The organism is Limosilactobacillus reuteri (assembly GCF_002254085.1).
GTDB lineage: Bacteria > Bacillota > Bacilli > Lactobacillales > Lactobacillaceae > Limosilactobacillus > Limosilactobacillus reuteri_K.
On record NZ_NGPY01000004.1, the window covers coordinates 12,339 to 26,853 of the forward strand.

Annotated in this window: 13 protein-coding genes, 1 pseudogene, 1 riboswitch and 1 other annotated feature; of the genes and pseudogenes, 9 read left to right on the plus strand and 5 right to left on the minus strand. The window is 37.3% G+C overall.

Translation table 11 applies throughout. From position 1 onward, the window contains the following. Positions 1-217 precede the first annotated feature (217 nt). The gene (locus tag CBG10_RS11655; protein WP_257525328.1) at positions 218-352 is read right to left on the minus strand and encodes a hypothetical protein; all 135 of its coding nucleotides are present in this window, start codon (positions 350-352) and stop codon (positions 218-220) included. A gap of 128 nt (positions 353-480) precedes the next feature. Further along, positions 481-792: a winged helix-turn-helix transcriptional regulator gene (locus CBG10_RS01120; protein ID WP_094501394.1), complete on the minus strand. Its 312-nt coding sequence runs from the start codon at positions 790-792 to the stop codon at positions 481-483. Between the two features lie 97 nt (positions 793-889). On the opposite strand from CBG10_RS01120, the gene CBG10_RS01125 reads away from it, so the two are divergent. Continuing rightward, positions 890-1,492 carry a nitroreductase family protein gene (locus tag CBG10_RS01125; RefSeq protein ID WP_094511381.1) on the plus strand — a complete coding sequence of 201 codons (603 nt, stop codon included), beginning with the start codon at positions 890-892 and terminating at the stop codon, positions 1,490-1,492. A 64-nt stretch (positions 1,493-1,556) separates the two neighbouring features. After that, a complete protein-coding gene (locus CBG10_RS01130) occupies positions 1,557-2,009 on the plus strand; it encodes a winged helix-turn-helix transcriptional regulator (protein WP_094511383.1) in 453 nt (150 codons plus the stop codon). On the opposite strand, the gene CBG10_RS01135 is transcribed toward CBG10_RS01130, so the two are convergent. The 3 genes and pseudogenes from CBG10_RS01135 to CBG10_RS01145 form a co-directional block, all read right to left on the minus strand. Beyond that, on the minus strand, positions 2,002-3,315 hold the full coding sequence (locus CBG10_RS01135; RefSeq protein ID WP_094511385.1) for a hypothetical protein: 1,314 nt from the start codon (positions 3,313-3,315) through the stop codon (positions 2,002-2,004). The two genes, CBG10_RS01130 and CBG10_RS01135, sit on opposite strands and share 8 nt — an antisense overlap. A 5-nt stretch (positions 3,316-3,320) precedes the next feature. After that, positions 3,321-4,505: pseudogene (locus CBG10_RS01140) on the minus strand (MFS transporter); the annotation flags it as partial. A gap of 140 nt (positions 4,506-4,645) precedes the next feature. After that, positions 4,646-5,968 (minus strand): C1 family peptidase, encoded by a 1,323-nt coding sequence (locus CBG10_RS01145; protein ID WP_094511387.1) that lies wholly within the window; start codon positions 5,966-5,968, stop codon positions 4,646-4,648. Positions 5,969-6,172: 204 nt separating this feature from the next. On the opposite strand from CBG10_RS01145, the gene CBG10_RS01150 reads away from it, so the two are divergent. The 7 genes from CBG10_RS01150 to CBG10_RS01180 all read left to right on the plus strand — a co-directional run bounded on the left by CBG10_RS01150 (position 6,173) and on the right by CBG10_RS01180 (position 14,420). Continuing rightward, entirely contained in the window at positions 6,173-6,814 is a 642-nt protein-coding gene (locus CBG10_RS01150) for an SDR family oxidoreductase (RefSeq protein ID WP_094508808.1), read from the plus strand. 145 nt (positions 6,815-6,959) lie between these two features. Continuing rightward, the gene (locus CBG10_RS01155) at positions 6,960-9,491 is read left to right on the plus strand and encodes a M1 family metallopeptidase (protein ID WP_094511389.1); all 2,532 of its coding nucleotides are present in this window, start codon (positions 6,960-6,962) and stop codon (positions 9,489-9,491) included. Positions 9,492-9,560: 69 nt separating this feature from the next. Continuing rightward, a riboswitch (THF riboswitch) is annotated at positions 9,561-9,659 on the plus strand. A gap of 54 nt (positions 9,660-9,713) precedes the next feature. Further along, entirely contained in the window at positions 9,714-10,262 is a 549-nt protein-coding gene (locus CBG10_RS01160; protein WP_179225379.1) for a folate family ECF transporter S component, read from the plus strand. Positions 10,263-10,276: 14 nt separating this feature from the next. After that, positions 10,277-10,672, plus strand: a complete 396-nt coding sequence (locus tag CBG10_RS01165; protein ID WP_094511391.1) for a GNAT family N-acetyltransferase — start codon at positions 10,277-10,279, stop codon at positions 10,670-10,672. A 58-nt stretch (positions 10,673-10,730) separates the two neighbouring features. Beyond that, positions 10,731-10,983, plus strand: a binding site (T-box leader). 65 nt (positions 10,984-11,048) lie between these two features. Continuing rightward, positions 11,049-12,059 carry an aspartate--ammonia ligase gene (gene asnA, locus CBG10_RS01170; protein WP_019251883.1) on the plus strand — a complete coding sequence of 337 codons (1,011 nt, stop codon included), beginning with the start codon at positions 11,049-11,051 and terminating at the stop codon, positions 12,057-12,059. Positions 12,060-12,078: 19 nt separating this feature from the next. Then, positions 12,079-13,377 carry an asparagine--tRNA ligase gene (gene asnS / locus CBG10_RS01175; RefSeq protein WP_094511393.1) on the plus strand — a complete coding sequence of 433 codons (1,299 nt, stop codon included), beginning with the start codon at positions 12,079-12,081 and terminating at the stop codon, positions 13,375-13,377. Positions 13,378-13,616: 239 nt separating this feature from the next. Next, positions 13,617-14,420 carry a hypothetical protein gene (locus CBG10_RS01180; protein WP_019251881.1) on the plus strand — a complete coding sequence of 268 codons (804 nt, stop codon included), beginning with the start codon at positions 13,617-13,619 and terminating at the stop codon, positions 14,418-14,420. Positions 14,421-14,515 lie beyond the last annotated feature (95 nt).

Here is a 14,515-nt window from a genome sequence, read left to right on the forward strand (position 1 = left end):
TTAAAACCTCCTAAAAAATAAAAGAGTACTAACCAACTTCTTCATGTCATTGTGACAGGCCCTAGTAGAAGATGGCTAGTACTCTTAATGTCTTTAATCCGGGGACTAAAGACGAGTCGTTATTAAATTATTGGGTATCAGTATACAATGGATTAATCTATCTTGCAATTAGCGGTTCAATACCAGGCCGGTTTATCCCCGTCTGTATTTGGTTTATTCACACCAAAGTTTTTTCGTGCATATGGTGCCGAGTAAACAATAATAATTCGTCATTACCATTTGCTAATAATGCATCAATTGCTTGTCCAGCAATTTTCCCAGTTGCACCCAGAATCAGAACTTCTCTTGCCATTATTTTTACCTCCTCGTAAATTCTACTTTTAGTATACAATCCTCTGTACCAATTAAAAGTAAGTACATACAAGTAAGGTAGTTACATTCAGGTAAGATATGATTGATGGACAAGTAATCGGCAAAATTTTATTTTTTAGTATATTTTTTGCCCCACTGGTTAATTGACCTAATTATTGGTACCAAACTTTTTCCTACTTCCGTCAATGAATACTCAGTCTTAGGCGGCACTGTCGAATAAACACGCTTTTGAATAATACTTGCTTCCTCTAAGTCCTTTAGTTGAAGAGCCAACATTCTCTTTGAACAATCCGGAATTAATTTTTGCAACTCCGAAAAACGACAAGGCTCATATTCACTAATTTGATATATAATTACGCTTTTCCACTTTCCGTTTATTAACTTAAGCGTATTCTCAATCGGACAATCTTTTTCGACCATTTCTTCTCCTTTCTCTGGTGAAATAAAATTCACTTCTTGTATATTTTTGTTTTTCAGTTACTATTAGTAAGTAAATGAATGTACGGGAGTGATTATTATGAATTCACAATTTAATAGTTTAGCTGCAAATCGTCGTTCAATCTATGCGCTTGGTGATAATCTTTCACAAACACCTGAAGAAATTTTTGACTTAGTGAAGCAAACAATCAAAAACTCATCAACTGCTTTTAATAGTCAAACAGTACGGGCAGTCGTATTATTTGGCAAGTCATCAGATAAAGTATGGGAAATCGTTGAGGATGCTTTACGTAAAATTGCTAAGAGTCCAGATGCTTTTGAAAAAACAAAGGCAAAGATTGATAGTTTCAAAGCAGGCTATGGAACGATCCTCTACTTTACCGACACTACAATTGTGCATCAATTAGAGAATGATTATCCATCATATGCAGCTAATTTTGCAAACTGGGCTGAACAAGGCCTCGGTGGTGCTCAACAAGCCGTTTGGACAGCACTTGCAGAACAAGGAATCGGTGCCAGTCTTCAACATTACAACCCATTGATCGATGATGCTATTCATCAAACATTTAATCTTCCAGCCGATTGGCAATTGCGTGCTGAAATGCCATTTGGGTCAATTGAGGCACCAGCTGGAGAAAAGGCTCACCTTGATGACGAAGAGATGTTCAAATTAATCAAGTAAACTGATTTTTCTTCCTCTCCTTTAACGTTATATCATTATCATAAACGCCAAAGGAGGAATTTTAATGGAACGGCAACCTAGAATGTATAATACTGGAGCAAACTACGCTCTAGCAATCATCGGCGGTAAATGGAAGTCTGTTATTCTTTATCTCTTAGCTGATCATCCTCGACGGACAAGTGAACTAGTTAAGCAACTAGGTACCTCGTGTAAAGTCTTGAGTGACCAACTTCGTGAAATGTCAGATGCCGGCCTCATTATCCGTAAAAGTTGCAATACAATTCCTCCCCACGTTGAATATCGCTTAACTCCTGAGGGTGAAAACCTTTATGCCGCCCTTCGTTATTTAAACTACTGGGGCGAAAACAAAGTAAAACAAACTGGTGACATCAAAATCATGTGTACTGACGAAATGAATCAGGTCGGCGATGATGGTTTGTGTGTCATCACTAAAAAACATCTTAATCATTGGCGACAAGAAATTGTAAAAAGCAAGAACAAAGATATTTCTATCTAAGTTCTTGCTTTTTTGTGTTCTTTAATCTAAAAATCAACGCCATTATAAATATAATCATGTAACCCGCAAGAATAAGATGGGTATTCATGATAATTGAAAAGCTTTGGGCGCTTGTTTTTCCCACTGAAAAAGCGCCAAAAATTCTATTCATTCCCGTTGGTCCAGCGAAAATAAATAAGCTTTCCCACATTACTAATTGGGAAATTATCCCCGCAATTGATGCATAGTAATAATTGACAATCGAAGAAATACTATAATTATGGGTTGCTTCCTCATAGTCGTCAATTGCTATTTTACGTTCTGCACCGGCAAAACTACGGATAATAAATACGCCAATAAAATATGTTGGTAGCCAGAATGTTAAAAGAATTCCAAATATTATCATTACTAGATTAATTTGGTAATCCTTAAAGTGCAACAAGCGATTCATTTGCTTTACCAGTATCCCTCCAAAGACGAAAGCAAATAAGTAAGCAACAATTGTCCAAGAATACATCCTTGTGCCATATAAAATGCCAATAAAAACAGTACTATACAAAGTCCAATATTGACCACAAGCACCATAAAGCATTATTCGTTGCCGTAAATGATTTGGATAATGAAGTAATCGGCGATGGTTTACAAGTAAGGCAAGGACTATCGTAATGAGGAAGATTAATAAAAGAGCAGTTCCCCATTCAAGTGGTTTCCCAAAGCCTAAACTTCTCCCTAATCGCAACAGTAACATCGCACCAAGCAAAATTAATGCTAGTAGGTAATTAGCCCAATGTAGACGAACTGGCAACGGGCGAATTGCGTGGGGCGTTTTCCAAATTGATCCCATTGCACCAAAAGTAATGATTAGCATTAAAGCAAAACTAATCACTGGCTTCTTTATCCACATAATTATTCCAACACCGATCAAAACTATAATAATTTGAAAAAGTGGTTTAAGATGATCCTGTTTAGGTAATAGTCCTTGTTTCGTTAATCGTTTCCGCTGACTTATTGCAGTTGGAAATAGTTGAGAAGCAATCCCTGCCCCTACACCTGACAAGTCCCAGAAGATTGGTTGAAATCCACCAAACATCCCTAAAAAGTAACCAACAATTCCACTATAAAGACCAATCCAGGCCAGCCGTTGATAATCGTATTCTAAATCACGACAAAATAATAAAATTGTATGCCGGAAAGCATAGAAAATAGCGAAGGGTAAAGCACCAACAAAGATATCAGATTGTTCTTTAGTAAGAGAAATATACAGCAAAAAAGGCATTAAATTTAATAATAAACTACAGACACCAGTCAACTTTTCTAATTTTTTCATTGCCTTTAATGCTGGTCAATTGCACTATTCAGTTTCCTTCGGTTTACTAGAAAAATAATAATAACTAGCGGGACAATAAATAGCATTACGGGATAAAAATATTTCACAGGTAACGTACTATCAATAATTCCCCCAATAATTGGCCCGAGCGTCATTCCAATATCAAGGCCGAGAAAGAATGTCGAACTCGCTAAACCGCGCTCATTATCTGGAGCTAACATCATTGCAGTTGATTGACAAACGGAATAAATAATACCATAGCCAAATGCCATTCCAGCGGCCGCCAGCGCCATTTCAATATTATTTTTCATAATACTTAACATAATAAGATAAAAGATTGTTGCGACCGTGCTTAAAATTAACCAGGGTTCAAAACGAACAGTATCAAATTGGGTCCGTAAGAATAACCGGCTAAGTAAAAGAACGACAGCATAAATTAAGAAATAAGCGCCGACAGCAATAGATAAGTGCCGTTGTTCAGCATATTCAACAATATCTGCCTGCGTTGCAAAATATGGGATAGCAAATAAAGCTGTTAGAAGAGCAACTGGAATAGCATCTCGCTGAATAATTTTAATATGGAGGCCACTTTGTTTTACAGAGTGTGCTACCGGTTGGGCACGATTACTGACAAACTGAATTGTGACAACAACTAGTAAAGCCGATAATGCAGAAATCACCATTGCAGCTCGATAGCCAATGATTCGATATAAGTTAATTGAGACAGCGGGGGCACATGCCATTGCCAAAGCATTCATCAGTCCATAAAAGCTCATTGCTTCGCCAACATGATTAAATGGAACTAAATATGATAGCCAGGTTGTCATACAAACTGTACATAACACAAATCCTAATCCATTAACCAAACGACATATTAACAGGAATGTGCTATTAGGCGTTAATACATAACCTGCAACCCCAATAAAGCACAATATTCCACCCCAAAAAGCTAATGAATATTTCGAAAAACGATCAGTCAAATTACCAGCAATTGGTCGTAAAAACATTGAAACAATACTCATCATTCCAACGATTATACCTGCAAAAGCACTTGATGCGCCTAAATCTTGAGCATAACCGTTAATCAATGGGTTACAGTACATATTACTAAACATAAAAAAGAATGAGGCCGCCATTACGAGCACAACATCTTTTGTAAAAATCGATTTTTCCTTCGCCATCAATTCCCCTGCTTTCTTTGCATGATTTTAATTAAATTCTAATTACTATCATACAACTATTTGGGGAAGTTAAATGATTTCCCAGGAAATAAATAAAGAGATTGGGTGTTGTTTCCCAACCTCTTCGTGTGTACTTCACTATTTATATTTTACTGCAAAGAATCCCAAGCTGGTAGAGTAACGGGCTCACTGTCAGCTACTTTCTTTACTCGATCGCTAAGGTACTTCTTATTAATAACAGCCTCATAAGTATACTCTTCAAACCAATCTTGGGTCATTACAAAGTATCCGTTATCGCCATTATCTTTACCCCAACTGTTTTCAATCTTCCATCGTGTAGGTTGATCATTTACCATGTCAAAGCCTGTTAATGTCATTGCATGAGAAACGACAGCTTGCTTAGTTTCCAAACGGTGCTTCTTATCCATTACAAAGTCAACATCAAGCAATTCCTCGCGATGATATAATTTTGCATCCATCAAGCCTCGCTTACGGTCCATTTGTTGGAGAACATCATTTCCAACCCAAACCGTTTCACCAGCTTGCAGTTGTTTGATAGCTCCTTCTTGTAATTCTTCAAAAGGAACATTAACAAATTTAATCGGCAAACCATTAACCACACTATCTTGAGCTGGCATTAAATAACTTCGGTCCATTTCATGATCAGGTGCATTAGTAACCACAATATAGTCACTTAAGTTTGTATCAAAGTATTCATGATAGAACTTTAATGGCGTTAAGCCAAGAACTTGATGGAATTTTTTATCATCATCCCGATATTCAAGATCAAATTTTACAGGCGGTTCACCAAATGAGTAGGCCACAATCTTATAAACGTCACCCATCATTCGCTCTTGTGCTTCCTGTAATTCCGCTGCACTGGCATTAGTTTGCACCATTGCTCGTAATTCAATTGCATCTTTGCGCATTAAACTGTCAAATACTTCGGCCACATCTGACGTATCCTTCGTATTATGTGTGTCAGGCATTACATATTCTGGAACAACACCATATTTTTCGATAATAGAAGCAGCATTCGCCCATTGTCCACCATCATTTAATGCGAAACTAAGGTAGAAATCAACGGTTCGATCATGCAAGGGCTTATCAGCAGTTGCAATAATCTTTTGGAAAAACATATTTGCCCGCTCAATTCGGTCCCAGAAAAACAGATAATTTTGTGACAATTCAAAGTCCTTGAACTTATATTTTGTCGCAAACTTATGACGTAATGTGTTTAACGCTGCAAAAGACCAGCAACGTCCGCTATGACGCTGGTTGGTTGGCTTTCCCGTTTTAATTTCATAGGAAAATGCTCGATGAAGACGTTCGCTTGCCATTGGATCTTCACTCGCAGCCTTAATTCCATTTTTTTGGATTGCCCGGGCAATAATTTCTGCATCTTTACGTGAATGAAATTCTTTCTTTAATTCTTCAACCATTTTTGAGGTTAAATCGTGTTCTTCAGTCACAATAAATCCCTTCTTTGCCTAAAATTCTAAAATGACTTATACACTATTAATGATACCGCATTTTAGGCAAAATTATTGAATTAAAGCTTGGAATCATCATCCTTTACTGCTTACAAAAAATTAGTTAAAATCATATGTAATAGGTCACTTTTAATTATAAATTGGATAAACTGCGTTAAAATTCATCTAGGAGGTCGATTAGTTATGAAGAAAGTATTTGTCGTCGGTGGTTCAGGCCGTGTCGCTACTGACTTAATTAAAGATTTAGTTGCTACCGGTAATGAAGTTACTGCCGGTGCTCGTCATCCTGAAAAAGTTATTAAGTTAAACCACGTTACTACTGTTAAATTGAACCTACATGATAGCGTTGAAAAAATCGCTGAATTAATGAAGGGCATGGATGCAGTTTACTTTGTTGCTGGATCTCGCGGGAAAGATTTACTGCAAACTGATGCGATGGGAGCAGTTAAAACAATACAAGCTGCCGAAAAAAACGGAATTAAACGTTACATTATGTTAAGTTCTCTCTATGCTTTACAGCCTGAAATGTGGTCAAGGATTCCATCATTAGCTTCAATTATGGACTACAATATTGCCAAATTCTTTGCTGATAATTATCTCATCTCAAATACAAAACTTGATTACACTATCCTTCAACCCGCTAACTTAACTGAAGAACCTGGTACCGGTAAAATTCAAATTGGTGAAGGTTCTGCAACCTCTAATCCAATTCCTGACGTTGCCCAGACTTTAGCCGATATCCTACAACACGACAATACAATTGGCCACGTAATCATGATGCGGAGTGGAAATACGCCGATTGAAGAAGCACTAGATCAAATTTAATTTTTTTACAGATTGTAGACCTGTCTAAATAACATAAGATTGGTCTACAACTTTTTCTATTCTAAAATTAGGTAATAATTTAGCTAATTCTTCTCATCAGCCGTATAATAAACATTAAAAATAAATTAAGAAGGGAACTTTTCATATGGCAAAACTCGAACGCTTTTATAATACTTTCCAACCTGACCATTATGATGTTTTTATCGATATTAATCGTGCAAAAAAAATAATTAATGGAAAAACAACGATCACTGGGAATGCTAATGATCCTCAAATTGCAATTAACCAAAAAAATTTGCAGGTCACTAGCGTTCAAGCAGACGGTCAAGAATTAGACTTTAATATTGATAATGATGCCGAGGCAGTTCGGATTACCCTTCCGCAAACTGGTAAAGTAACTTTTACTGTAACTTATAATACTAAGTTAACCGATTCAATGATGGGAATTTATCCATCATACTATGAGGTTGATGGGGAGAAAAAGCAAATTATTGGAACTCAATTTGAAACAACTTTTGCGCGGCAAGCTTTTCCCTGTGTCGATGAACCAGAGGCTAAAGCTATCTTCAGTCTAGCAATTAAATTTGATGAGCATCCTGGCGAAACCGTTATCGCTAATATGCCAGAAGATCATGTTGAAAATGGTATCCACTACTTTGAACCAACTGTGCGGATGTCCACTTATCTTGTTGCCTTTGCCTTTGGGGAACTCCAAAGTAAAATTACTGAGACAAAGGGTGGCGTTAAAGTAGGAGTATTCGCAACGGAAGCGCACCAACCAAAGGAACTTGATTTTGCATTAGACATTGCCAAACGAGCAATCGAATTTTACGAGGATTTCTATCAAACTCCGTACCCCCTTCCCCATTCATGGCAGTTAGCTTTACCTGATTTCTCTGCCGGTGCAATGGAAAATTGGGGATTGGTAACCTACCGGGAAGCTTACTTATTACTCGATCCAGACAACACTTCCCTTGAAATGAAACAATTAGTTGCAACTGTCATCACACACGAACTAGCTCACCAGTGGTTTGGTGACCTTGTGACAATGAAGTGGTGGGATGACTTATGGCTCAATGAAAGTTTTGCTAATATGATGGAATATGTTGCTGTTGATGCTCTCCAGCCCGACTGGCATATTTGGGAACTTTTCCAAACTTCAGAAGCGCCAATGGCATTACAACGGGATGCAACTGATGGTGTTCAATCCGTTCATGTTGATGTTAACAATCCGGCCGAAATTGATGCCTTATTCGATGGTGCGATTGTTTATGCCAAAGGATCGCGAATGTTAGTAATGGTCCGGGCTCTTTTAGGTGACAAAGCGTTACGAGAAGGCCTTAAGAATTATTTTGCTGCTCATAAATACAGTAATGCAACTGGAGCTGACTTATGGAAAGCTCTTGGCGATGCATCAGGGCTTAATATTGGAAAGATCATGAATTCATGGCTTGAACAACCCGGTTATCCTGTTGTAACAGCAAAAATTAATGATGATGGCGATTTAGTACTGTCACAAAAGCAATTCTTCATTGGTGATGGTAAAGATGTTGATCGGCAATGGCAAATCCCGCTTAATAGTAACTATGATGAAGTTCCTCAAATTATGGCTGAACAAGAACTCAACCTTGGCAATTATCAAGCATTACGTGATAAGAATGATCAACCATTCCGGCTAAATCTCGGTAATAATTCACACTTCATCGTAAAATATGACGATACGCTACTAAACGATATTTTAGATCACGCTGATGAATTAGACCCGATCGCCCAGCACCAACTTCTTCAAGATCTGCGGCTGCTTGCTCAAGGACAACAAGTATCTTATGCGTCATTAATTCCATTATTAAAGCAATTTAAAGATAGTACTTCTGCCATTGTTAACGCTGAACTATACCAAATAGCTAATAGCCTTAAAATGTTTGCTAAGCCTGATTCTCCTGCTGAACAAGAACTACGACAATTCTTTGATTTATTAAGTAAGGACCAGGTAAAGCGGCTTGGTTGGCTACCTAAAGATGGCGAAAGCAATGATGATCAATTAACGCGTCCTTACATTCTTGGTGCTTCACTATTTGCACGCAATAATGATTCAATTACTCAAGCTCATCAAATCTTCACCGAAAATCAAGATAAATTAGAATCCCTTTCGGCGGATATTCGTGGGTTGGTTCTTAAAAATGAAGTTCAAAACTTCGGAAGTGCTGAATTATTCGATAAATTGATCAAAGCTTACCAACAAACGGCGGACGCAAGCTTTAAACAAGACTTGCGAATGGCAATACCAAATACAACTGATCCAGCATTAATTGCAAAAGTTGTTAGTTACTTTAAAGATGCTGATGTCATTAAGCCTCAAGATTTACGAGCATGGTATCGTGGACTTCTTGCCAATCAAGCAGGTCAGCAAGCTGCCTGGAACTGGCTTCGTGATGAATGGCAATGGTTAAATGACACAGTTGGTGGCGATATGGAATTTGCTACCTTTATCACTGTCACTGCTGGCGTCTTCCATACTCCGGAACGATTGAACGAATTTAAAGACTTCTTTGAGCCCAAACTTAATACACCAGGTTTAACCCGGGAAATTAAAATGGACATTAGCGTAATTGAAAGCAAAGTTAACTTAATTAACAAAGAACAAACAGCCGTTAATGATGCAATCGCTCAACAATAACGAAATTAATTAATAGTAAATTTCACCTATTTTGTTGATTCGTGTTTAGACTTAGCATATATTACTACTGTTGGGGTAGGAATCTCAGAGTTATTGTCTAACGGAACGGAATGTGAACGTTAGAAGGAGGCTAATGACTAGCTGCTTTGTTATTCCGCATTCACCATGAACGGAAACGTCAATGTGTTCCCTAACAAAATTTTTAAAAGGGAGTGGATTGATATGTCTACGTTATCATTTGCCGGACCGCGTTTTACTACAAAGAATTTAACTTTAGCTGCTATGTTGGTCGCACTGCAGGTAATCTTAAATAAACTTTCAATTGGAGATCCAGCGGTTTTAAAGTTTAGTTTTGGTTTTATTGCCACTGCACTTATTGGCTATTGCCTTGGTCCATGGATTGGTGGATGGTCAATGGTCGTATCTGATATCATAAGTAATACTATTTTAAATTCAGGAAGCTTATTCTTTCCTGGCTTTACCCTCTCAGCATTTATCTCTGGCGTAATTGCAGGAATGTTCCTATATCAACAACGGATAAGTTGGCAACGAATTTTAATTTATGAGTTTTTTCAACTTCTTCTTACTAATGTTATCGGAACAACTTTATGGCTTTATCTTATGAGCTTAAGTTCCAGCAGTAGCAGTCATACTTTCATGGCGCTCCTTTTCATTCGTTTGCCAAAAGAGTTGATCATGTGGCCGATTGAAACCTTGCTTGTACTAGTTATACTGCGGCAATTACCACGATTAAATTTAATTTCAAAATAATCATGATTAGAAAAATGAAATCAACTGATATCAATAGAGTGATGGATATTTGGTTAACTACTAACCTAGAGGCTCATCCTTTCATTAATCCAAATTATTGGTATCAAAATTCGTCAAATGTTCAAAATGCAATTCAACAAGTAGATGTTTACTGTTCAGTATCTGCCAATGAGTATATTCAAGGCTTTATTGGGCTTCAAGATAATTATATTGCTGGTTTATTTATCGCAAAAGAGTACCAATCACAACATCTTGGTACTAACTTACTGAATGTTGCTAAAGAAGAACATCAACAACTCGTTTTAGATGTATATTTAGAAAACCAGCGTGCTATTAAGTTTTACCAACAAAACGGTTTTCAGATTACTAAACATAATAGTTTAGAAGCCGAGATGACATGGTTAAAATAAATTCATTTAAAAAGTATTGCATTTTAAATGAATTAGGTTAAAATACAGTTAACAAAATAAAAAAGCGATGAGAAAGAAGAGTAACTAGTTGTATTCGTTCAGTGAACTGATGATAGTGAGAAATCAGTCGACCCTATGCTAGTGAATAACACTTTCGCGAGTGCTGCCAACCCAAATAAGTTTACTTAAAGTAGGCTTGGCCGGATCCGGACCGTTACCTCACCGGCAGAGCATGTTGTGCTCTTGAGGAGGCCTAGTTTTATACTAGACAATTTGGGTGGTACCGCGGAAAAAAGCCTTTCGTCCCTTGATTATAAGGGGAACGAAGGGCTTTTTTAATTCATTCCTAAATCTATTATTTTAAGGAGTGTCTATTATGGACTTAACTATTCCAAAGGATTACGATCCACGTCTTTCAATTAGAGAAACTGAAGCTGCTATTCGTTATATTCGTGAAACTTTCCAAGACGAATTTGGTAAAGAGCTAAACCTTCAACGGATGTCTGCACCAATGTTTGTTGAAAAGAGTACTGGATTAAACGATAACTTAAACGGTGTCGAACAACCAGTATCGTTTGAAATGAAGGATATGCCAAGCGAAACTGTTGAAGTTGTCCATTCCCTTGCTAAGTGGAAACGTCTTGCTCTTAAGCGGTACGGCTTTGGTATGCATGAAGGTCTCTACACCAACATGAACGCCATTCGTAAGGAAGAAGACCTCGATAACTTCCACTCAATTTATGTTGACCAGTGGGACTGGGAAAAGATTATTAGTAAGGATGAACGAACAGAAGAAACCTTAAAAGATACAGTTCGTGATATTTTCAAAGTGATTAAGCACATGGAACATGAAGTTTGGTACAAGTTCCCGCAAGCTGTTTACCATTTACCAGATGAGATTCACTTTGTTACAACGCAAGAGCTTGAAGATCGGTGGCCAGACCTCACCCCACTTGAACGGGAAGATAAAATTGCTAAAGAGCTTGGTGCTGTCTTTGTAATGAAGATTGGTGACAAGTTGCAACGCAGTGGTAAGCCTCACGATGGTCGAGCACCTGACTACGATGACTGGAGCTTAAACGGTGATATTATTTTCTGGTATGAACCTCTTCAACGCCGGATCGAAATTTCAAGTATGGGGATTCGGGTTAGTCCAGAATCAATGAAATACCAACTTGAACAAGCCGATGCAACTGATCGTGAAAAATTACCATTCCATAAAATGTTGCTCAATGGCGAATTACCATATACAATTGGTGGAGGAATTGGTCAATCCCGTCTCTGTATGCTCCTTCTTGGCAAAGCTCATATTGGAGAAGTACAGGCAAGTATTTGGCCAGAAGATATGATTAAGAAGTGTGAAGAAAACCACATTCAAATTCTATAATTTAAGGGAGAGTATAAAAGTGGAAACTATTACAATTAGTGAAGCGCCTAAACATGTTGGGGAAACAGTTAAAATTGGTGTTTGGTTAACTGATAAGCGTTCAAGCGGTAAGATTGCATTCTTGCAACTCCGTGACGGAACTGGATTTTTCCAAGGAATCATCCGTAAAAATGATGTTTCGGAAGAAAAATTTGATTCTGCTAAGCACGACTTACACCAAGAAACCAGTTTTTGGGCAACCGGTGAAATCGCTGAAGACAAGCGTTCAAAGTTTGGTTATGAAATTCACATCAAAGACTTTGACATTGTTGGCGAAAGTGAAGACTACCCAATCGGTAACAAGGAACATGGAATTGACTTCTTGCTTGATAACCGTCATTTATGGTTACGTTCTCGCAAGCCGTGGGCATTAATGCGGATTCGAAGTCGTGTTAAGCTTGCGACAATGGAATTCTTCGAAAAGCATGGATTTACTCAATTTGATGCTCCAGAACTAACTGGAAGTGCTCCTGAAGGGACAACAGAATTATTTGAAACTGACTATTTCGACCGCTCTGCTTTCCTTTCACAATCTGGTCAACTATATGCAGAAGCTGGTGCCATGGCATTAGGTCGCGTCTACACGATGGGTCCTACTTTCCGTGCTGAAAAATCAAAGACTCGTCGGCACTTAATGGAATTCTGGATGATCGAACCAGAAATGGCTTGGATGCACCAAGATGAAAGCCTTAAGATTCAAGAGCAATACATTGCTTACTTGGTTCAAGACTTAATTGACCACTGTGCACGCGAACTTGAAATGGTAGGTCGTAGTGTAGAAAGTTTGAAGCCATTTACTGAATTACCATATCCACGAATCACTTATAAAGAAGCAATCGAAATGCTTCAAAAGGGTGGCTTTGATGTCGAATACGGTGCTGACTTTGGTTCACCAGAAGAAACCTACTTGGCAGATCAATTCCAAAAGCCAGTATTTATCTTGAACTATCCTAAAGAAATCAAGGCTTTCTACATGCCTGAAGACCCTGAAGATTCTCGTCAAGTTATCTGTGCGGACTTGCTTGCTCCAGAAGGCTATGGTGAAATCATTGGTGGTTCTGAACGTTCTTACGATTACGAATACATCACAAACAAACTTGAAGAAAACGGCCTAAGTAAAGAAGATTACGGTTGGTACGATGATTTACGGAAGTACGGTTCAATTCCTCACTCTGGATTTGGAATGGGCCTTGAACGATTCTTAGCTTGGATTACTCTCCAAGACCACATTCGTGAAACTATTCCATTCCCACGGATGCTTAACCGTTTGAACCCTTAATAATATTTTGAACTCAAAAGTAAGAAAAACACGTTAATCTAGTGTATTTTCTTACTTTTTTGTAAATAAGGCATATCCATTACTATTTTTGCCATCTTACATTAACTACAAAGGTCCGTATCCCTATGATAATATATTTAGAGATTGCTTATGATTATCTTTTAAGAGTATACAAAAATCTATTACAAACATTTTTGTACTTCTAACTAATCCCACTAGCAGGAAGGAATTTAAATATCGTGACAGACTTATTACTTTTATCAGTAGTTTTTTGGCTAGGAATAATCTCTGCCATCATTTTTTCCATTCAATGTTATAAAGAAAGAAAAGTTAAAGAAGGAAAGAAATACCGAACAAATAAAAAATTATTGATTTGTTCTATTTCTATAATAATAATTTCTTGGTACCTAACAGCGTTTACTTTATTTGGTATTATCAATGGTCTTTTAGGAGTTACTACATGTCTTAATATAGTAGCCATAATTATTTTTTTAATTCGTTGGTTTCTTTATCGTAGAGACAAACACAAAACAAAAATTAATCGAAATATAGTTATTGTTTTACTACTCGCATCCCTATTTCTATACGGTGGAGAAAAATTAATTACGTATCATATTACTCAGCAACAAAAAGAAGAATATTTGACTTCTCAACGTTCGTTCAAGGCTTGCTATGAAGTGACTGGAAGTACAACAGAGGAATTATTAAACAATGAAGCTGATGAGTGGTATAATGCGCTCACACAGTCGAACGAGAATGCTGAAAATGCAGTAATAACAACTACGATTAAAAATAAACATGATAAAGAAATTAAAAACATAGAAAAAGGGCTAGCGTTAATCAAAACAGCTAATCAGCAAATTCAAAATAATGACTATGCAACACCAGAAGAAAAGAGAATTTACCATCAAGCATATTTAAATATCAAACACTTTACTGATCATGCTACAAAGATTAATGGCGAGTATGATAACTTTATTGATCAAATCGAACCATTAGATGATAAGTGTGTAAGATCGTTTAACAAACTTAAAAACATATAATTATTGCGACAATTTGTAGATTATCAAAATCATAAGCGAACCTAGCTTATTAGCCTATACTATATTTCAATACGTGAAAAGCATCCCTCTCCTAA

Bases quoted from the DNA above. Each gene is read 5' to 3' on its own strand.
- CBG10_RS11655 (WP_257525328.1), bottom strand. From the start codon at position 352: ATGGCAAGAGAAGTTCTGATTCTGGGTGCAACTGGGAAAATTGCTGGA.
- CBG10_RS01120 (WP_094501394.1), bottom strand. From the start codon at position 792: ATGGTCGAAAAAGATTGTCCGATTGAGAATACGCTTAAGTTAATAAAC.
- CBG10_RS01125 (WP_094511381.1), top strand. From the start codon at position 890: ATGAATTCACAATTTAATAGTTTAGCTGCAAATCGTCGTTCAATCTAT.
- CBG10_RS01130 (WP_094511383.1), top strand. From the start codon at position 1,557: ATGGAACGGCAACCTAGAATGTATAATACTGGAGCAAACTACGCTCTA.
- CBG10_RS01135 (WP_094511385.1), bottom strand. From the start codon at position 3,315: ATGAAAAAATTAGAAAAGTTGACTGGTGTCTGTAGTTTATTATTAAAT.
- CBG10_RS01150 (WP_094508808.1), top strand. From the start codon at position 6,173: ATGAAGAAAGTATTTGTCGTCGGTGGTTCAGGCCGTGTCGCTACTGAC.
- CBG10_RS01155 (WP_094511389.1), top strand. From the start codon at position 6,960: ATGGCAAAACTCGAACGCTTTTATAATACTTTCCAACCTGACCATTAT.
- CBG10_RS01160 (WP_179225379.1), top strand. From the start codon at position 9,714: ATGTCTACGTTATCATTTGCCGGACCGCGTTTTACTACAAAGAATTTA.
- CBG10_RS01165 (WP_094511391.1), top strand. From the start codon at position 10,277: ATGAAATCAACTGATATCAATAGAGTGATGGATATTTGGTTAACTACT.
- asnA (WP_019251883.1), top strand. From the start codon at position 11,049: ATGGACTTAACTATTCCAAAGGATTACGATCCACGTCTTTCAATTAGA.